The following is an 18,840-nucleotide window of genomic DNA, read 5'->3' on the forward strand; positions in this document are numbered from 1 at the left end:
AGGTTAAGTGAACAGCATAATATGGAAGTAGCGCTTCCCAAACAAGATAAGCTACGTGAAATAGTACTTGATACTGAAACTACTGATCTTAGTACCAGATATGGTTACTGTATTATTGAAATAGAGTGTGTGGAATTGATTAACCGTATCCCAACAGGCAAAGTATTCCACCGGTATATCAATCCAGAAGGGCATATAGACAAACATGTATTTGGGACTCATGTTATTAGTGAAGAATTTTTAAAAGGTAAGCCATTATTTTCAAAGGTTGCACTTGAATTCCTTGAATTTATATCTAGCGATATCTTGGTAATTCACAACGCTCCGTTCGACGTTAGGTTACTGAATATGGAATTTGGTAAACTAAATGCTGGGTTAATCTCTTCAGACAGAGTGACGGATACATTGCCACTTGCGAGAAAAAAGTTTCCAGGGTCACCTGCATCTCTAAGTGCATTATGTAAGCGTTTTGATATATCGCTGGAGAATAGAGAATTACACGGAGCACTAATTGACTCTCAGTTGCTTGCAAAAGTTTACGTTGAGCTTACAGGGAATTCCTTGAATCAGTGTAAAGTCATTCAGCATAAAGTACATAGCTTAGCTCTCAGGAAACATTCGCCAAGTAATAATGAACAGTTACAAGATTTTGTACAGGATTATGAGAGGCATCAAACCGGAGTAGTCAGATCGAGAGAAGAAAGCTATCCAGATAGTCAACTGGATGAGGTGCAGCCAATATCGCGTAATCAGTCAATGAGCTCTTCACGTTCTGGTGGTAGTAGGTAGTAGTAAAGCAGAACCAGTAACTGGCCAGCTTCATGGGGTTGCTAATTATTAAGGCTGGGTATGAAAAAGTAAGGAACGTAGGGTTGGTGCATTGCAGGTGTGGTTTACTACTCTACGCTTCTTTAATATTGAATTGAATCTTGACTAGGTCAACTACGTTCATGCAAAAAACAGGTCCTCTTTGGTGTCACAAAAATTCATTTATTGACTTTTCTTAAAATAGCAAAAAAGTCCCACCTTTTTGAGAAAAATAGTGGAAAATTAACAGCTTGTGGAAAGCAAATGGTAAACTTTGAGTAAATAATTAGAAGCAAAAAGTCCTATGGGTAATTAAAACGGGCTATCGGAGCTGATTTACATTACGCTAAAAGAATTATAAAGAGAGGCCCATAAAACATAACTAGTGACTCTTACGGGATTTGAACCCGTGTTACCACCGTGAAAGGGTGGTGTCCTAACCACTAGACGAAAGAGTCAATACAAGTTAACTAAGTTATACTGATTGTCCATATAAAGTCAATTCAATTGTTTCATAGTGAAACAGAAAATGGACATGTTGCATAACCTAAACTACACAAAAAAAGCAAAAGAAACCCCGTTAGCTAGTTATTCACTATCTATCTTTTAAATTGGCATTTTTTTTATTGTCTTAAACGCTTTAACAAACGCATTTTAGCTTATACTAGGTAAAAACCTTGAAAGTTTATAAAGGCATGAGGTGCACATAGTGCAAAAAATTAAACAACAGTACGCCAAGTACATTGAGTTTTTTTGTTGTTTAATCTGTATGGACTGAAGATAAACAATAGCTTCAATACTACGATAAAGGTAATGGCGAAAGTTGTCAAGTAGTTTTTTGTTTCTATTAGATGACGTTATGACTTTTTTCCACTGTTGTCTATTCACTTTTTATATAGTAGGAATCGGTATAAGCAGGTGCACCCCAGTTGGTAATTTTATAATTATAACCCACGCCTCCAGGCTTTTTTTGACCAAAAACTCCTGTTTCCTTACTCCTTTTTCTCCACTCATATAAAGCTGCCTTGCCAGTTTTAAACCTTCTGGCAACATTTGCTATGCTTTCTCCTCAATACTTTCTATAAACCTTCAAGTATTCTGGCACTATATTTTCAATTGATAATGGACGGATTTTTATTGTTTCAAGGTCAGTTGATTTTTCGATTGAACTACTCATCATAACTTTCACTTGATCTCGAGTAAGCATGGGATTTGTGTTACCAGTTATAGGCTTTAGCAACATAGAAATGATCCTGCTTTCTAAGAAGAAAGCTATTAACTTGGCTATTGAAAAAGGTACGTTGACTAACAAGCACTTTCTGTTGGTAACATTCAAAATAAACTTTAATAGGCTTTTAAAAGAATAGATCTTTGGTCCGCCTATATTGTAGATTTTCTTATCTTTTTTGTTAAGGTTGATGATACGATATACCACTTCAGCCAGGTCAGTTACACATATTGGCTGAAATTTAGTTGTTCCACCGCCAATTAGCAGCAAAAAAGGAAGAGTTGTCGCTAACTTCGCAAATTTGTTAAAGAAACTATCTTCTTTGCCAAATACAAGACTGGGCCTAACTATTATTGCTTCTGGAAATGCTGAAGTTACAGCTTTTTCACCTTCCAATTTACTTTTGGCATATCTTGACAGCTTGCTATTTTCTATCCCCATAGCAGAAAAATGTATCATCATGGGTACATTTTTTATCTTTGCAGCTCTTGCTATTCTTTCAGCTATGCCAACATGAATGGCATAGAAATCACGCTTTTTTGTCTCATATAATATTCCTACTAAGCTTATGACTGCATCACATTTCTCTACACTTTCCAAAATTGATTTTTCATTAGAAAAATCACCTTTAAGTACTGATATTTGCCCTAAATTTCCACATAGTTTCAGGCAAGCGGCTTTCTCATGGTTACGAGTAAATATTCTTATCAAATACCCCGCTGCTGCCAGACGTCTTACGATATATTTTCCTATAAACCCTGTTCCACCAAAAATAACTACACGTTTTATCACGATTAAAACTTCTAATAACTTAGCCCTAAATTAATACAGTATTTTATTTAATATTCTATTATGAATCTCTCTACTATAAGATCCATTTTCATTCCACGTGAGCCTTTAACTAGAATTACATCATTATTCTGAACAATATTAGCCAAATCACTTTTCAATTGATTGGTGTCACTAAAATGTGTGCCTTTTATATTGCTTGGCAAAAGTCTGTATAATTCTAACATAAATTTACCGACCGTGTAAACTTTACTCACACTACATTCTAGGATAAAATCAAGCAACTTCGTATGAAATATTACGCTTTTATTCCCAAGTTCTAGCATATCACCGAGTAATGCTACCTTTCTCCGATTAGAATATGTACCTAAAGTCCTTATTGCAGCTTTCATTGAAGCAGGATTGGCGTTATAAGAATCATCAATCAAATGTACATACCTCCCATTGTATTTAGCTTTGTGAACACTACCTCTGCCCTTGGTTACACTAAAATTCTCAAGTGCAAGTGGTAATTTCGATAAGTCAAGTCCGAGACTTTGTACAACTACTGCAACAGCTAACACAGAGTACGCAAAATGTTCACCTTGCGCAGATAAACTACAGTTTATGATCGGATTATTATTCAGTCTAATTTTTAAATTCAGCTCGCCATCATTTCTCATGAGGTCTAATAAATGAACAGTAGCACTTTTATCTTTACCAAAACTTATTACATTTCTATTGGCATGTGATGAGAAATAGTCATAATATTTGTTATCTCCGTTCAAAACCAAAATACCGTTGTTTTTTATGCCATACAGAACTTCCAATTTTGCTTGTGCGATATCAAGTAGCGACGAAAATTTTTCAACATGTGCAGGCTCTACGTTGGTAATAACTGCGATATCAGGATTACTAATCTTCGATAATTCTTTTATTTCACCAGCTTTATTCATCCCCATTTCAAGAATTAAGTACTGGCAATTTTCTGGAGCTTTCAGAACCGTCAAAGGCAATCCTATATTATTATTCAAGTTACCTTCGTTTACATGAGACACTCCATATTGCGATAAAACAGTGTGCAGCATATCCTTTGTAGTAGTTTTCCCTACACTACCTGTGATTGCAATAACTTTAGCACTAACAAGAACATTTCTAATGTAATATGATGCCACATCATGCAAAGCTTTGAGAGTATCTTGCACAACAATTAGAGGAAGATTTCTATATTTGCCTTCGCTTACTACTGCAGCTGCTGCCCCTTTCAAAAATGCTTCGTGTAAAAAATCATGTCCATCAAAGTTCTTTCCCTTAAGAGCAATAAATACATCACCTTCTTTTATGCTTCTTGTATCTGTTGAAATATTCAAGCTATGTACCAAATTACGACTACCCACTTTTCTTCCGCCAGTAGCATCGATGATATTATTTGTGTTCCACTTGAACATAATTTAACCTTAAAACAAATTGAACAAAAAAGTAGCAAAAATACTACATGCTTAAGAAAATTTGTAAATAATAGTTGCAACCCCTATAAATTCATCTTATAATGGACATAAAAGTTTAAATGTTTTCATCTATAATTGAAGTGTGTTATAGCGTTTAATTGTGGAGAGCATCTCGGGGGCATGTATATGATAAAAGAAAAAAATGACTCAAATGAAAAGTCTATCTGGGCTAAGGCAAGCCAGGCAGTTAAAAAAGCTGTGGAAACTACAAAAGGCGTAATTCTTCTTGTGCCTAAAGCACTCATTTACCCTATAAAAAAGCCGTTTGCTTCGTTGGGTGAAATGAAACATGATGCCAAAGTTTCGTTAAAGAAAGCTGTTGGTATGGATGTACCTGCAGAAGAAAGGAAATACGACCCAACTATAGAAACTACAAAAGCTAGTGAGAATCTTGGTATAAAAATAACAAAACGAGGGAAAGAAAAGGTAACTTTCTTAGCGTCAAGAACTTTGACGGGAGATATACCTTATTTGACGCCAGAACAATTAGGTAAGATAGAAGAATTAAATAAGGAAAACAAGTTTTCAAGCATAGGTGTCTTTAGAGGAGAAAATAAAGTTGTAATTGAAGTTGATGTTGAGAAAATTACCAACGATATTAAAAACAATCCTGAACACAAAGGAAAGAGCCCGGGAGAGATAAAAGATCTTGTTCTTAAAGTAGTTTATAATGAAGTTGATTACAGTCTCAAAAACCTGGCGGGAATCACCGGTGGAGAGTTTAAAATTCACACAGACCGGAAACTACTACATGGTATCGCGGAAAAGTTGTATCAAGAGTATGATGTTCAGAACAAATCAGCAGAGGCTGTAAAGTCTAAAGAAAAGCCACCAGAGCAGTTTTCAGAAAGTATAACAGAGTCTTTTAACATGAGTAATCCTAACAGTTTTCCTTATGGTAAAGAAATTATATCCCCTACAAGAATACGACTATCACAAGATATGGAAAACCAAGTGAGAGAAGTTATTGGTGACGAGCCTGAAAATTTTCTACGTTTTAAAGGAAATGCCTCTAATAACGAAACGAAGGAACTGTTATCTACACCTTTTGTGAAAGAACAAAAAAGGGGGAAATTACCTTAAAGTATGAGCAATAAAGGTTATGATGGCACTAACATTTTTGCTCAGATATTAAGGGGTGAGCTGCCTTGTGAGAAGGTGTACGAAAGTGAGGATGTGTTGGCGTTTTATGATAAATATCCTGACGCACCAGTTCACATCTTAGTCGTACCAAAAAGTCAATATATTTCATATGATGACTTTATTCTAAAAGCCTCTGCAGAGGAGATAGTAAGCTTCTTTAAAATTGTAAGAGAGATAACACATAAGTATAATCTAGAAAAAACAGGATACAGGTTAGTTACTAACTACGGTGAAAATGGAGAACAAGTTATATTGCATTTTCATGTGCATATTTTAGGTGGTAAAAGATTAGGAAAGCACGTAAGTTTATAGTGTTGCTTTCTATATATTTTGTTAAATGAGTGAATATTTAACCATAGTAATTTTTATCTGCGTATCAATCATAGTATCTCTTGCTTTGGGTATATTGCCGATGTTTCTTGCAGTGAGCAATCCTGATAGTGAAAAACTTTCGACATACGAGTGCGGTTCCAACCCTTTATCAAGAGCAAGAAAGAATTTTGACATTAAGTTTTACTTAGTTTCGATATTATTTATAATATTTGACTTAGAAATTGCTTTTCTTTTTCCTTGGGCTGTTTCTTTACCTAAAATAAGTTATTGTGGATTTTGGTCTATGATGATATTTCTTGCAATACTCGCTATAGGCTTTATCTATGAGTGGTGTAAAGGTGCATTAGAATGGGAGTAAGTTTATGATAGGTCGAATTCTATCTAATGATGATTGGGGTCGTTATAAGAAAGAAGGGTTTCTTGTCACTAAATTTGGCGATTTTATAGACTATATAATGAATTGGGCAAGATCTGGCTCACTGTGGCCAATGACATTTGGCCTTGCATGCTGTGCAGTGGAGATGATGCACGCTGCATCCAGTCGTTACGATCTTGATAGATACGGCATAATGTTTCGTGCAAGTCCAAGGCAAGCAGACGTTATGATTGTTGCTGGGACGCTAACTAACAAAATGGCAGCAGCGTTGCGTAAGGTTTACGACCAAATGGCAGATCCAAAGTATGTTGTATCCATGGGCAGTTGTGCAAATGGTGGTGGTTATTATCATTACTCTTACTCAGTAGTCCGTGGTTGTGATAGAATTATACCGGTTGATGTTTATGTTCCTGGATGCCCCCCAACCGCTGAGGCATTGCTATATGGAATGCTATGCTTACAAAATAAAATAAAACGAACCCAGAATATGCAACATGAATAAAACTGCAAAATATATACAAAAGAAGACCAAATGTGAATGCACTCAGCAAGGTGATGGTACTATTGTGATGTATTCAGCTTTAGAGGATATTGAAAATCACTTACTCTTTCTACGTGATGATGAGAAATGCAGGTTTGAATTATTAGTTGATATTTTTGGAGTTGATTATCCAGATAGAAAAAAACGTTTTGAGCTAATATACAACTTGCTCAGCATTGTATACAACATCAGGGTAAATATAAAGCTTCAGCTATATGAAAGTGATATGCCTCCAAGTGTAGCGAACATATTCAGTACAGCTTCATGGCTTGAGCGCGAAGTCTTCGATATGTACGGAATAGAATCCTCTAATCACCCCGATCTGCGTAGGATCCTAACGGATTATGGGTTCAAAGGTTATCCAATGTTAAAAGATTTTCCTCTCACTGGTTATGAGGAAGTTAGGTATGACATAGAAGCAAAAAAAGTTGTGTATAATCCTATAGATTTGCCACAGGATTTTCGGATGTTTAACAGTTTATCCCCTTGGAAAGGTAAAGCTACAAAAGTAAATATGAAGGAGTAGAAAATGACAGTACAGAGAAAAAAAATATCTTTGATTGGTGCAGGAAATATCGGTGGAACTCTTGCCCATATGATTGCGCTTAGGGAATTTGGTGACGTTGTTTTGCTTGATATCAGTGATGGGATACCGCAAGGTAAAGCACTTGACATTGCAGAATCGTCCTCTATTGACAGGTTTAATACTAGCATCACTGGTACAAACAGGTACGAAGATATAAAAAACTCCGATGCAATTATAATAACCGCTGGTATTGCAAGAAAACCAGGAATGAGCAGAGACGATCTCCTCCAAACTAATGCCAAAGTAATGAAGGAGGTTGGTGAAAACATTAAAAAATATTCTCCAAACGCATTCGTAATAGTGGTTACCAATCCTTTGGACGCCATGGTTTCAGTGGTGCATAAATCTTCAAGCCTTCCAACTCACATGATTGTTGGAATGGCAGGAGTGCTTGATTCCTCTCGTTTTCGCTATTTTCTTGCAAGTGAGTTAAACATCTCAATTGAAGATATATCTGCTTTCGTGCTTGGAGGACATGGTGACACTATGGTACCACTAATTCACTGTGCTTCCGTTGCTGGCATTCCTCTTACCCAAATCATTGATATGGGCTTCATTACACAGAAAAAAGTTGATGAAATAGTCAAGCGTACTCGTAATGGTGGAAAAGAGATAGTTGATTTACTGAAGTCTGGATCTGCGTACTATGCTCCTGCCTCTTCAGCCATATGTATGCTAGAATCATATTTAAAAGATAAAAGGCGTATACTACCATGTGCTGCTTATCTCAGTGGTGAATATAATGTGAGAGACCTATTCATTGGCGTTCCTGCAATTATTGGAAAAAACGGAGTTGAAAAGGTCTTAGAGATTAAAATGGAAGATAGTAAACAACAAGAAATGTTCAACCAATCTGTGAAAGCAGTAAAAGATTTAGTGAAATCTTTTTATTTATAAGTAAACTAATAATTTTGTAAAATTTCGTTAAGCTTGAGTTTCGCAAACAGCCTAAAAAAGTTGCTTGTAGTTACCTTTGCTACTTTATTGGGTGACTCATCCCGCAGTTTTGCCAAGCAATCCACAACATATTTTACCATTGCTGGCTCGTTTTTTTTCCTTCTGTAAGGTTCAGGTGACAGATACGGTGCGTCAGTTTCAACTAAAACACGCTCAAGTGGTACATCCTGCGCAATTTCTCTCAATAAGCTAGCATTCCTAAAAGTAATAATTCCAGAAAATGAAATATACAATCCCAAATCCATAGCTTGATAAGCAAGCTCTCTCGAAGAAGCAAAGCAGTGCATTACTCCACTAAAAGTGCCATTCTTCATTTCTGACTTTAACATATCAATCATTTCATCATCAGCATTTCTAGTGTGAATGACTAAAGGCAACCCAGTTATTCTTGCTGTCTCTATGTGAAATGCGAAACTTTTTTTCTGATTGCTTCTGTTATTAGATTTATAAAAATCTAATCCGGTTTCGCCGATGCTAATTACCTTTTGATTCTTGGCAAATTCAACTAGTTCATCAACACGTATGCACTCACCGTTTTCTACAGTAGTATCAAGTGAATGCACACCGACAGAGAAGTAAACGTAATTATAGGATGAAGAAATTTTTAACAACTTAGGAACATCATCAATGCTCACACATATATTATGTAAAACTTTTACATCATTTTGCTCTGCCCTAGAAATTACTTTCGGTATTTCATCATCAGAAAAATAAATCAAATGGCAATGAGAATCTACTATCATAAACTTATTATAATTTCCATTTAATAATAGAGGCTTTTATTTGAGAAAAAAACTCTTCTATTACTGTTTTATAAACTTCCTTTTTAAAGGATATAGCATTTGCTACCAAATCATCTATACTTTGCCAACGCCATTCTTTGAACTCTGGATGATCAGTATAGTTAATGCTAATGTCCTTATCCTCTCCACAAAACTTCATTAAGAACCATCTCTGCTTTTGGCCAGAATATCTCCCATTCCAACAAGTTGGTATAAATTCCTCAGGTAAGTTGTAGTATATCCAACTCTTACTTTCGGCTATAATCTCTGCTTTATCAGTACCAACTTCCTCTAGCAACTCACGTAACGCTGCATGTTCGAGCTCTTCACCATTATCAACCCCTCCTTGCGGCATTTGCCAGCAAAAGTCGCTATCAAAGCGTTTTCCAACAAAAACGTGCCCTTGTTTGTTAAACAGCATTATGCCAACACAAGGACGATACTTATCTTTCCGTTCAACCACGAGTACCGTTCTGTTAAATTATTTACAGAAGTTTTAACTAATTTTTCTCCATTATCCATACCTTCAACAGTTCTTTCTGCAACTTCCTTTGCACTCAAGTTCGAATTGTCAATTTCAAGTGAACCTTCAGGTACAAATAGCCTTTTTTCTCTAGTCCTTTTTATGGCAAAATCTAAATCAGTAATTTTACCTTCCTGATACCTCTTTTTTGATTCAACACGCTTTACTAGTTCTTCATTATCGCAATGTAATACTACAGGAAGAATTTCTACACCCATTTTTTCACCTAAATTCACCATTGAGCTGTATATTCTTTTGTCGTAAGAATCACCATCTATTAACTCATTTGTAAATATATAATGCCTTGATTTTATGTGATGTTCTCCTAGTACCGCTAGCATATTTTCTCTAACCGCAAAAATTTTTCCCATAGGTCATCGGAAACTTCAGCGTTTGGTAATTTAACTACGTTAAGTGTAACATTGTTGAGTAGATTACTACTTACTATCACTGCATCAATAATCTCACTCAGTTTTCGTGCAACAGTAAACTTACCACTACCTGGAAAGCCGGTTAAGTAAACAAGAGTCTTGCTCATGATAAATACACTATTAGAAAATCACCCTTAAGTTATATATAAAAGGATATGTATTGTATATACTGTTGCATCAAAAGCATGAACAATTTGGTCTTAGTAATATTAAAAGTAGTTCATGTTTAGAAATTTTGAGTATATAATTATAAACAAATTATATAATTTAAGATGACAGCTGGTGTATCTGGTGATACAGAGTTAATAAAAAACATGATTGCAAGTATCATAGACCAAAACAAAGGTCATAATATACTCACTTTTGATGTGCAGAATAAAACCGTTATTGCAAAACATATGATTATTGCATCCGGTGATTCGAGCCGCCATGTGAAAGCATTGGCTGAGCATATAATAAAAAACCTCAAGCCACATGATAAAGCAGAAGTAGAAGGTATAGATGAAGGCAATTGGGTAATTGTGAATTGTCAAGGGATAATGGTTCACATATTCAGACCGGAAGTAAGGGAGTATTATAAAATAGAAGAACTGTGGAGTTAACTTTCCTTCATTTGTAAGACTAATAGATTAAAATCACTTTAATTAACAAAAGCAAACCATGAAACATAAATCCGAGTTTTTGAATTTTATCCAAGAAAGGGGGTACCTATATCAGTGTGCAGGCGCTGAGGGGTTAGATCGACTATTATTGCAAGATAATCATATAATTGCATACATCGGGTTTGATTGCACAGCACCAAGTCTTCATGCTGGTCACCTAATTCAGATTATGATGATACGCCACCTACAAAAATTTGGGTGCAAGCCAATAGTCTTACTTGGGGGCGGTACAACTAAGATTGGAGATCCATCTTTTAAAGATAAAGCAAGGAGCATCTTACCCATAGAAAACATCAAGCAAAATACATCTGGTATAAAGAGGGTACTGGAAAAAATGGTATCTTTTGATGATGGAAAGACTGGTGCAGTAATAGTAAATAATGCAGATTGGCTGGACAATATAAAATACATAGATTTTTTACGTGATATAGGGGAACATTTTTCTGTAAATCGTATGCTAAGTTTCGACAGTGTAAAAATTAGGCTTGATAGAGAACAAAATCTAAGCTTTCTCGAGTTTAACTACATGTTGTTGCAGGCTTATGATTTTGTTGAATTGAATAGAAAGTATGGCTGTCGTCTGCAAATTGGAGGATCAGACCAGTGGGGAAATATAGTAAATGGAATTGAACTTGGCAAAAAGTTGAACTTACCTGAATTGTTTGGTCTTACTTCCCCTCTTTTATTGAATGCTCAAGGGATAAAAATGGGCAAAACTGAAAGCGGAGCGGTGTGGCTTGATAGTAATATGCTAAAGCCTTACGATTATTGGCAATATTTTCGCAATGTTGATGATCAAGATTTAGGACGTTTTTTGAGATTACTCACTGATTTGCCAATTGACGAGATTAAAAAACTAGAATCTCTAAAGTATCAAGAAATAAATGAAGCGAAAAAAGTTTTGGCAACAGAAGTAACAAAAATATGTCATGGTGAAAAAGAAGCAGAAATTGCACGATCAGCTGCAGTTTTGGCTTTTGAAAATGAAGATAGTTCATTGCTCCCTGATTATGTTATAACAAAAGAACAAGTTGCAAATGGCATACCCTTAGTAGACCTACTACACGATACCGGTCTTGGACCCTCAAAAGGTGCCGCAAAGCGTTTAATACAGGGCAATGGATGCAAAGTTAATAATAATACTATAAACGATGTTAACTATATAATAAATTTCGAGAGCTTTAAAGATCAGCCGTTCGTAAAGCTATCCGCAGGAAAGAAACGCCATATTAAAGTTGTAGTGGGTTAAACTTTGGAGTAATACTAATTTTTGTTATTGAAAAGGCAAATAAACACATCATAAATTCGCTTAAACATCCAGTTATAGGCAAAGAGCGCTTTTTTCAATTTGTCTTTGCTACCATTGATATTTGGTACTAGATGCAATTAACGAATACCAGATACGTAACATTATAAAATCATCTTCAAGACCATATAAAAGTTGTAGCGAGTTAATAATTTTTTATGGAAGAAAAGATATGTTAGAAATTTTAAGGCTTCATAAAGGGGGTCAAAATGAGATTGTATCACAGAGATATCAAAGGCTTTATTAAAGAATCTTACCTCTTCAAAGGGAGGGACTATTTCAACAAGGGGAGAGTAGAAATTATATCTGTTGATGAATCTCAAAGCGAATCAAAGGTAGCTGGATCAACTGTATATCGGGTAACACTATGGTACATGGTACGTTCCTTAGTGGGAAGTGTTCCTGTCCTGCATTTGTATATTTTGGTCCGTGTAAGCATACGGCTGCAATAGGTTTTGCTTTGGTCAACTTCGATAGAAAAAAATGCAGGTCATCTGTGCACTCTGAATACGCTGGCAGACAAGTTTGCCTTAAAAGGCTCAAAAAACAAATCAAGAGTTTATTTCAATAATTGTTTGTTTAAGTAAATCAACAAGACTAGTCATGTCATCCAAGTAGCTATGAAAACAGGTTAAATGCAAAATTTGCTTAACAACCTTCGCTGTCACTCTTGTTATAGTATTGAAGCTATTATTTAACTTCCAATCTGTGCAGGTTAAAATGACAAGAAAACTTGTATTTGGCATACTATTGTTTAATTTTTCGTATTATGTGCACTGCATGTCTAAAACTTCAAAACTTTCCATACATAAGCTGAAACGCGCTTATAAGTCGTTTAAGACATCACCCAACGCCGGATTTTAAATAGAGAGTGGAATAACTAGCTACCTCAGGGTTCTATTGTCTTTCTTTTGCCTGGCAAATTTCTTAAATATTATATCTTAGACCAGTTGTGTTTAAAAGTAGCTAAATTGCAGCGTTGAAGGCATAAAACATCAATATTGAAATAAATACCAACCAGGGCTTCTTTTGTCTTTTTTTCTGCTTAGCTTAGATCATACAAGAGATTTATTATCTCCTCAGCAATCTATCACGTGCTGCATTTAACTTTTGTGCAAAATATTCTGAGCCTCCTTTATCTGGGTGAACTAACTTCATTAAATTTTGATATGCTCTATTGATCTCGTTTTTGCTTGCTTCAGGATTTAGCCCCAATATTTTTAGTGCCTCATCTGTAGACATATTATCATCAGCTTCATTTTTAGTATAACTTCTACTGCCGTTGAATTCATTCAAAAATCTACTCAATATAGAATTCATCATGAAACTTATGTTATTTTTTTTTGTCAGGAAGAGAAAAAATACAACAGCGCTGGGCAAGACAAAAGTAATTACTATGAATAACAAAAAACCAAAAAAGATGAATGACATGTATATTTTTTTATCATTTTATGATTAAATGGTAACAATTATAGTCGCCATGGTAAACAACATGTTCATTCAAATTGAAGAGACACCAAATCCAAACACGCTAAAATTTCTTCCTGGGTTTGCAATTTTAAACGAAGGAGAAACGGCTGATTTTTCAAATGCGGATGAAGTAAAGAATTCTAAACTAGCAGCAAACCTCTTTCAAATAGAACATGCGATAAGAGTATTTTTTGGTCATGATTTTATTTCAGTTACAAAGCCGGATGGTGTTAATTGGGATATATTAAAAGTGGAAATTTTAACTACGATTATGGATCACTTTACTTCTGGTGGGAAAGCACTGGATAAGGAAGAGGTGAATGGTAACAATACACTAGACAAAGAATTTTTTGATGAAAGTGATATAGAAATTGTAAACAGGATAAAAGAGCTGATGGAAAGCTATGTTAAACCTGCAGTCGCTCAAGATGGTGGTGATATCAAATTTCGTGGCTATAAAGACGGAATAGTTTATGTTGAGCTGCAAGGAGCTTGTTCTGGATGTCCAAGTGCTGCGCTTACTCTCAAGCAAGGAGTGCAAAATATGTTGTGCTATCACATACCAGAAGTTTCGGGTATAGAGACTATACTATGATTAATCGAACAGTTAGAGGGACAAAAGATCTTCTGTTTGATGAATGGTATAGATTAAAATATGTCCAACAAACAGCAAGTGAAATTTCAAGTTTATATGGCTTTTTACCTGCTGAAACTCCAATATTTGAATATACAGAAGTCTTTACAAAAACTTTAGGTGATAGCTCAGATATCATTAATAAAGAGATGTATACCTTTTATGATAAAGGAGGCAAGAGTATAACTTTACGTCCTGAGTTCACCGCAGCGGTTGTCAGGCTTTTGATTGAGAAAAAACTGCAAACACCAATAAAATTGTTCTCGACAGGAGCTGCATTTCGCTATGAAAGACCGCAAAAGGGAAGGCAAAGACAATTTCATCAGATAAATTTTGAAGCTTTTGGTATAGGAGATCCAAAAGCCGATATTGAATTGATTACACTTGCTCAGCATCTGTTAACTGAATTTGGTATTGATAAAAATGTAAAGCTGGAAATTAACTCTTTAGGCGATGGTAAAACAATAAGTAAGTATAGAGAAGCCTTGATATCATATTTTAAAAAGTTTCAAAACGACCTCTCAGAGGATAGCCAAAATCGATTGATTAAGAACCCACTCAGAATATTAGATTCCAAGGACAAGACAGATAAAGAAATAATCTCTGGTGCACCTAAAATCAGTGAATATTATACAAAAGAGTCCTTGAGTTTCTTTGAGCAAATACTAAATGGATTAACGATTCTTGATATACCTTATACTGTAAACGATAAATTAGTCCGAGGTTTGGATTATTATTGCCACACAGTGTTTGAATTCGTCACAGAAAATTTAGGTAGCCAAGGAGCAGTTTTTGCAGGGGGAAGATATGATAATCTAGTATCTTCAGTAGGTGGGAAGCATACTCCGGCAATAGGATTTGCAGGAGGTATTGAGCGCATAATGGAACTGACCAACTATTTTGTGAAAGAGGAAAGATCTGTTTATCTAATCCCTATTGGCAAAGAGGCTGAAGAGCATGCTCTAGCACTTGCAAATGAGCTGCGCAGAAATGGTTTATATGTAACCTATGAGTATAGCGGAACTCTCAAAACCCGAATAAAAAAAGCAAATCAAGCGGATGCTAAAGTTGCGCTTATTTTTGGTGATGAAGAACTGAGCAGCAAAACTTTAAAGATTAAAGATATGGATCTGGGTGAAGAAAAAACGGTTACCCGTAGTAATATAATAAAAAGCATTCGTCAAGTGTATGGTCAGAACCGCAAGAACAGGTTTTGTTAGGCATGTTTTCGCTTTTCTCCACACCCCAACTATGGATTAGCCAACAAAGAAAGGAGTTGAAATAGAGGGCTTTTTTGACCGAATGGAATATATGAAATCAGGACGGAAAAATATGAACTAGGAAATTTGTTGGTGACTTACGTCTTGAACACTTAATCTTAAACTTGTTTTTCAAGGAGTCAAAAACTGCCTCATCAATCGATCTTTTTCTTAGCAAAATCTTCTCTTTCAGCGAAATTAGTGAGTTTTTCTACCCTTTTTTACTTTAGTGACGAATTTTCAACCTCTATCGAAGAGTTTCCAAAGTAGCTCTTTCTTTATATAGCCCTTATCTCCAAAAAAAGTCTGGTTTCCAGCCTTTTTCACTTCTTTCTAATCATAGTTGGGGTTTTACCCACAGTCGCAAGCGTTTCTTTACTATTTGTGAGGTAGAAGATAGCTCATAATTAATTGCCTTTTCTATCGATTTAGCCTGTTTTATAGTCATGACTTAAGAATATATGGCCAGTCCAACAGCTATTCCAATGATGAGAGTAGATACTGCTATTGCGCCCAATATGACAGCCACCAGAGGGACCTGCTAAAGCACTACCAGCACCCAGTCCAACACTAAGAAAAACGCCAGGTATAATACTACCCACACTATTATATCTAGCACTTTCTTTTTTCGATTTAGCTTGGTCTTCCATACATCCAATTAGTATTTTCTTGTGTTTCCTTGAGCTAAATCTAATGAAATTTCACCTTTTCGTTCTTTATCAAAGGATTTGGCACCATATTTCAAAAGGGTTTCTATTGCCCCAATGTTGTTACTTATAACAGCTTGATGCAATAATTGTATTACTATGAAAAATTACACCACACTTTATGCGGTTTCTACTTCCATTGCAGCAACTTGCTACCATAGTTCACTGCCATGAAGATTTGCACCGTATTCCAAAACGGATTGTTTTATATAATTGTTAAAAGCTAAATCCCGTAATACGCTGCCTTCTTGACATTAAAAATTTATCAATTGGTGGAGATAATCAGGAGTGACCAGTCTACGTGTTGCTTCATCTAAAATATCTATTACGTTTTGAAATAATAATCTCTCTCCTTTCTCGGCCTTGCACTATTGTGTTCAATACAATGGTACAAAATAAGGTACACCACTTACTTTCTTATGCATATAGAATCCTTTCATCCTTTTGTAGATAAAGCTGCTCTAAATAACTACCTATCAATAGATATTTCGCTATTGTTATCAAGGAACTCCTGCAACTCTCTAATTTTTTCGTCATACTCTATCCCCTTCCTAAGAACAATTTTAAGTAAATTCATACGACCTCCTTATTTGATCATATTATTTATTAATAACGCAATAAATTCTGCTGAAAGTCAAGCTTTTGATTAAAAAATTAGTATAATTTGTGATAGTTTCTATGAATGTTGTCCAATTTTAAATTAACGCTCTGCAACAAACCTGCTAAAAAAAACTCACAGGATCAACATCTATTATTACTGCAATGCTCGAACTCAAGTTATAATTTTTAATCCAGCATTTCAGCTTTTTCTGAGTGGATAGACTATGTTTATTGTGTATCTTCAGTAATACTCTATACCGATATTTATTATTCAAGAAATTTATTGCCGCTGGCGATGGACCAAGAATTTCGAATTCTTTTTAACATTGGTTATGCAAGAATCTTGCTATCCCATTTGCTACTTTCTGTGTTACAATCTGGTTCTTACCACAGATTATAAGTGCTATTAGCCTGCTAAATGGTGGTACTTTGGCTATGCATCTCGACTTAAGTTCAATTTCATAAAATGCATCCATCTTTTGATGCTGCAGTGCTTTTATTATCGAGCTTTCAGAATTATTGTTTGCAATATTACCGTTCCCTTTTCGTTGAACCTTCCAGATCTCCCTGCAACTTGGGACAATAGCTGATATGTCTTTTCTGCTGCTCTCAGATCAGAATTTTCGAGGCTCAAATCCACATTTATCACGCCAACCAAGGTCAATTTAGGGAAATTGTGTCCTTTAGCAATTATTTATGAGCCGATTATAATATTCACCTTTTCCAGCACTAAGTCAATGACGTTGCTAACTGACTTCTAATCGCTACTTATGATCGAAGTTTTCGCGTTTGGTTAGTTTGACCATTTCTTCAAGCAACCTTTCAATTCCTACACCATAAAGGGATAATGACTGCTCATTTTGGCAATTAAAGCATTTTTCTGGGAGTTTTAATTGATAAAAACAATAATGGCACAAAAGGGCGTCTTTTTTCTTGTGGTATGTAAGCCAAATAGCACAATTTAGTCAGGAATTTTGTATCCATACTTTTATAAACTGCAAGTTGCGTATACCCTCTGCGGTTTAGAAAAGGCATAACCTGCTATTTTTTCTCTATGGTTTGTTTTATGCACTCGAAAAGCTCATCGGAAATCCATTGTTTTTTGTTTCTCATGTCCATTACTTTAATTAGTGGCAATTCCGGGACCGCCAAATTGCTTAGCTAACTTCACGTGATTGTAATTCCTATTTTTGACATGGTAAATTGTTTCAAGCAGTGAAGTTGTTGATGACAGAATTATTGGAATATTTTCGATTTTGGCTAAGATTATCGCCATATCTCGGGCATTGTATATAATCCCCTGCTCTTGTTTAAAAGACGAATCGTGCTCTTCATCAACGATAATCAATTTTAAGTTTTTATAAGGTAAAAAAAGCGTTGATCGTGCCCCAATAATTATTTGTACATTTCTATTTGCTACATCAAGCAAGTTATTTCTGCGAGTTTTCGGAGTGAGCCTCGGATGCCACTGAGCTAGGTTTCTTGATATCTGACTGCGAATACGATTTACCAATTGTAAAGTTAAAATAATTCAGGCAGGAAAATTAAAACTTGAGCGCCGTTTACAGTGTCAACTAACTTTGCAATCACAGATAAATAAACTCCCGTTTTCCCAGATCCTATTTCACCGTCAAGCAAAGTCACTTGAGTATTCGTTCAAATTGCTTGTTATTCTGTCACTAGCTACCTGCTGCTCAGGGCTTAACTGGCAACCTATTTCACTTATCTCCTGATCTTTTTCAACACAAGCCAGTTTGTCTATTTGGTTTACTTTTAACACCCCTCACATTATTACTTTCGCAGACATACCGATAGGTATTAAATCGCATTGCTCAACCCACTCTGCAAATGCGATCAATTTTAGTCTAACGCTTAGTAGATTAATCCTCTGCTCAATGGATTTTGATTCTCGATCACTCCTGTCACTATATTTCCAAACTATTCCAATCAAGCGTTTTTTGCCAAACGGCACTACTACGTAATCCCCAATTGAAATTTCAGCGTTTTCTTCAACTGCATATGAAAACAACTGGCTAATTGGAAGTGATAGTAATACGTCAACTGTCTTTGTCATTGCAGTCTCAGTTTAGCACTATTTTTGCAGGTATGTAACCTTTAACAACATAGATAAATTGGGGAAGTTACACACAGAAAAAGATCTTAATATTTAACATATTTTTCATAGTACATATTATATAATTGATAAGTTAATAGACTTA

21 protein-coding genes, 1 tRNA gene and 2 pseudogenes are annotated in these 18,840 nt (G+C 35.4%); 12 read left to right on the forward strand and 12 right to left on the reverse strand.

From position 1 onward, the window contains the following. Positions 1-21: 21 nt before the first annotated feature. Entirely contained in the window at positions 22-789 is a 768-nt protein-coding gene (dnaQ, locus tag IHO40_RS00070) for a DNA polymerase III subunit epsilon (protein ID WP_225536190.1), read from the forward strand. A 404-nt stretch (positions 790-1,193) separates the two neighbouring features. Here the strand turns inward: dnaQ and IHO40_RS00075 are convergent. The 4 genes from IHO40_RS00075 to IHO40_RS00090 all read right to left on the reverse strand — a co-directional run bounded on the left by IHO40_RS00075 (position 1,194) and on the right by IHO40_RS00090 (position 4,251). After that, a tRNA-Glu gene (locus tag IHO40_RS00075) sits at positions 1,194-1,265 on the reverse strand. A gap of 433 nt (positions 1,266-1,698) precedes the next feature. Then, positions 1,699-1,860, reverse strand: a complete 162-nt coding sequence (locus tag IHO40_RS00080) for a hypothetical protein (protein WP_410543346.1) — start codon at positions 1,858-1,860, stop codon at positions 1,699-1,701. A gap of 16 nt (positions 1,861-1,876) precedes the next feature. After that, the gene (locus IHO40_RS00085) at positions 1,877-2,827 is read right to left on the reverse strand and encodes a complex I NDUFA9 subunit family protein (RefSeq protein ID WP_225536167.1); all 951 of its coding nucleotides are present in this window, start codon (positions 2,825-2,827) and stop codon (positions 1,877-1,879) included. Positions 2,828-2,874: 47 nt separating this feature from the next. Further along, on the reverse strand, positions 2,875-4,251 hold the full coding sequence (locus IHO40_RS00090) for a UDP-N-acetylmuramoyl-tripeptide--D-alanyl-D-alanine ligase (protein WP_225536168.1): 1,377 nt from the start codon (positions 4,249-4,251) through the stop codon (positions 2,875-2,877). A gap of 186 nt (positions 4,252-4,437) precedes the next feature. Between IHO40_RS00090 and IHO40_RS00095 the strand changes: the two genes are divergently transcribed. The 6 genes from IHO40_RS00095 to mdh are packed head-to-tail and all read left to right on the forward strand — an operon-like array spanning position 4,438 to position 8,187. Further along, positions 4,438-5,394, forward strand: a complete 957-nt coding sequence (locus tag IHO40_RS00095; protein ID WP_225536169.1) for a hypothetical protein — start codon at positions 4,438-4,440, stop codon at positions 5,392-5,394. A gap of 3 nt (positions 5,395-5,397) precedes the next feature. Further along, a complete protein-coding gene (locus IHO40_RS00100) occupies positions 5,398-5,766 on the forward strand; it encodes an HIT domain-containing protein (RefSeq protein WP_225536170.1) in 369 nt (122 codons plus the stop codon). Between the two features lie 25 nt (positions 5,767-5,791). Continuing rightward, positions 5,792-6,145: an NADH-quinone oxidoreductase subunit A gene (ndhC, locus tag IHO40_RS00105; protein WP_225536171.1), complete on the forward strand. Its 354-nt coding sequence runs from the start codon at positions 5,792-5,794 to the stop codon at positions 6,143-6,145. Positions 6,146-6,149: 4 nt separating this feature from the next. Further along, entirely contained in the window at positions 6,150-6,665 is a 516-nt protein-coding gene (locus IHO40_RS00110; protein WP_225536172.1) for a NuoB/complex I 20 kDa subunit family protein, read from the forward strand. Beyond that, entirely contained in the window at positions 6,658-7,230 is a 573-nt protein-coding gene (locus IHO40_RS00115; protein ID WP_225536173.1) for an NADH-quinone oxidoreductase subunit C, read from the forward strand. The genes IHO40_RS00110 and IHO40_RS00115 overlap by 8 nt, the downstream gene beginning before the upstream one ends. 3 nt (positions 7,231-7,233) lie before the next feature. After that, entirely contained in the window at positions 7,234-8,187 is a 954-nt protein-coding gene (gene mdh / locus IHO40_RS00120) for a malate dehydrogenase (protein ID WP_225536174.1), read from the forward strand. 5 nt (positions 8,188-8,192) lie between these two features. On the opposite strand, the gene IHO40_RS00125 is transcribed toward mdh, so the two are convergent. Genes IHO40_RS00125 through IHO40_RS00140 form a run of 4 tightly spaced genes read right to left on the reverse strand, consistent with a single transcriptional unit; the run spans position 8,193 to position 10,090 of the window. Further along, positions 8,193-8,990, reverse strand: coding sequence for a TatD family hydrolase (locus tag IHO40_RS00125; protein ID WP_225536175.1), 798 nt, complete (start codon positions 8,988-8,990; stop codon positions 8,193-8,195). A gap of 7 nt (positions 8,991-8,997) precedes the next feature. Continuing rightward, positions 8,998-9,450, reverse strand: coding sequence for an RNA pyrophosphohydrolase (locus IHO40_RS00130; protein ID WP_255585912.1), 453 nt, complete (start codon positions 9,448-9,450; stop codon positions 8,998-9,000). Beyond that, positions 9,450-9,893 carry a hypothetical protein gene (locus tag IHO40_RS00135; protein ID WP_225536177.1) on the reverse strand — a complete coding sequence of 148 codons (444 nt, stop codon included), beginning with the start codon at positions 9,891-9,893 and terminating at the stop codon, positions 9,450-9,452. Before IHO40_RS00135 ends, IHO40_RS00130 begins: the two co-directional genes overlap by 1 nt. Next, positions 9,887-10,090: a KTI12 family protein gene (locus tag IHO40_RS00140; RefSeq protein WP_225536178.1), complete on the reverse strand. Its 204-nt coding sequence runs from the start codon at positions 10,088-10,090 to the stop codon at positions 9,887-9,889. Before IHO40_RS00140 ends, IHO40_RS00135 begins: the two co-directional genes overlap by 7 nt. A 165-nt stretch (positions 10,091-10,255) precedes the next feature. On the opposite strand from IHO40_RS00140, the gene rsfS reads away from it, so the two are divergent. The 3 genes from rsfS to IHO40_RS05935 all read left to right on the forward strand — a co-directional run bounded on the left by rsfS (position 10,256) and on the right by IHO40_RS05935 (position 12,522). Continuing rightward, entirely contained in the window at positions 10,256-10,585 is a 330-nt protein-coding gene (gene rsfS, locus IHO40_RS00145; protein WP_225536179.1) for a ribosome silencing factor, read from the forward strand. Between the two features lie 58 nt (positions 10,586-10,643). Then, a complete protein-coding gene (tyrS, locus tag IHO40_RS00150) occupies positions 10,644-11,894 on the forward strand; it encodes a tyrosine--tRNA ligase (RefSeq protein ID WP_225536180.1) in 1,251 nt (416 codons plus the stop codon). Positions 11,895-12,318: 424 nt separating this feature from the next. Next, positions 12,319-12,522, forward strand: coding sequence for an SWIM zinc finger family protein (locus IHO40_RS05935; RefSeq protein WP_368666738.1), 204 nt, complete (start codon positions 12,319-12,321; stop codon positions 12,520-12,522). 500 nt (positions 12,523-13,022) lie between these two features. Here the strand turns inward: IHO40_RS05935 and IHO40_RS00155 are convergent, their stop codons facing one another. Then, positions 13,023-13,274: a DnaJ domain-containing protein gene (locus IHO40_RS00155; protein ID WP_225536181.1), complete on the reverse strand. Its 252-nt coding sequence runs from the start codon at positions 13,272-13,274 to the stop codon at positions 13,023-13,025. A 169-nt stretch (positions 13,275-13,443) separates the two neighbouring features. On the opposite strand from IHO40_RS00155, the gene IHO40_RS00160 reads away from it, so the two are divergent. Both IHO40_RS00160 and hisS read left to right on the forward strand, forming a co-directional pair. Further along, entirely contained in the window at positions 13,444-14,016 is a 573-nt protein-coding gene (locus IHO40_RS00160; RefSeq protein ID WP_225536191.1) for a NifU family protein, read from the forward strand. Then, a complete protein-coding gene (gene hisS, locus IHO40_RS00165) occupies positions 14,013-15,275 on the forward strand; it encodes a histidine--tRNA ligase (protein WP_225536182.1) in 1,263 nt (420 codons plus the stop codon). Before IHO40_RS00160 ends, hisS begins: the two co-directional genes overlap by 4 nt. 36 nt (positions 15,276-15,311) lie before the next feature. Here the strand turns inward: hisS and IHO40_RS00170 are convergent. The 3 genes and pseudogenes from IHO40_RS00170 to priA form a co-directional block, all read right to left on the reverse strand. Beyond that, a pseudogene (locus IHO40_RS00170) lies at positions 15,312-15,614 on the reverse strand (transposase); the annotation flags it as partial. A gap of 128 nt (positions 15,615-15,742) precedes the next feature. Further along, positions 15,743-15,964 (reverse strand): hypothetical protein, encoded by a 222-nt coding sequence (locus IHO40_RS00175; RefSeq protein ID WP_225536183.1) that lies wholly within the window; start codon positions 15,962-15,964, stop codon positions 15,743-15,745. A gap of 779 nt (positions 15,965-16,743) precedes the next feature. Beyond that, a pseudogene (gene priA, locus IHO40_RS00180) lies at positions 16,744-18,695 on the reverse strand (replication restart helicase PriA). Between the last annotated feature and the right edge of the window lie 145 nt (positions 18,696-18,840).

Origin of the sequence: Wolbachia endosymbiont of Mansonella ozzardi (assembly GCF_020278625.1) — a bacterium.
Lineage (GTDB): Bacteria > Pseudomonadota > Alphaproteobacteria > Rickettsiales > Anaplasmataceae > Wolbachia.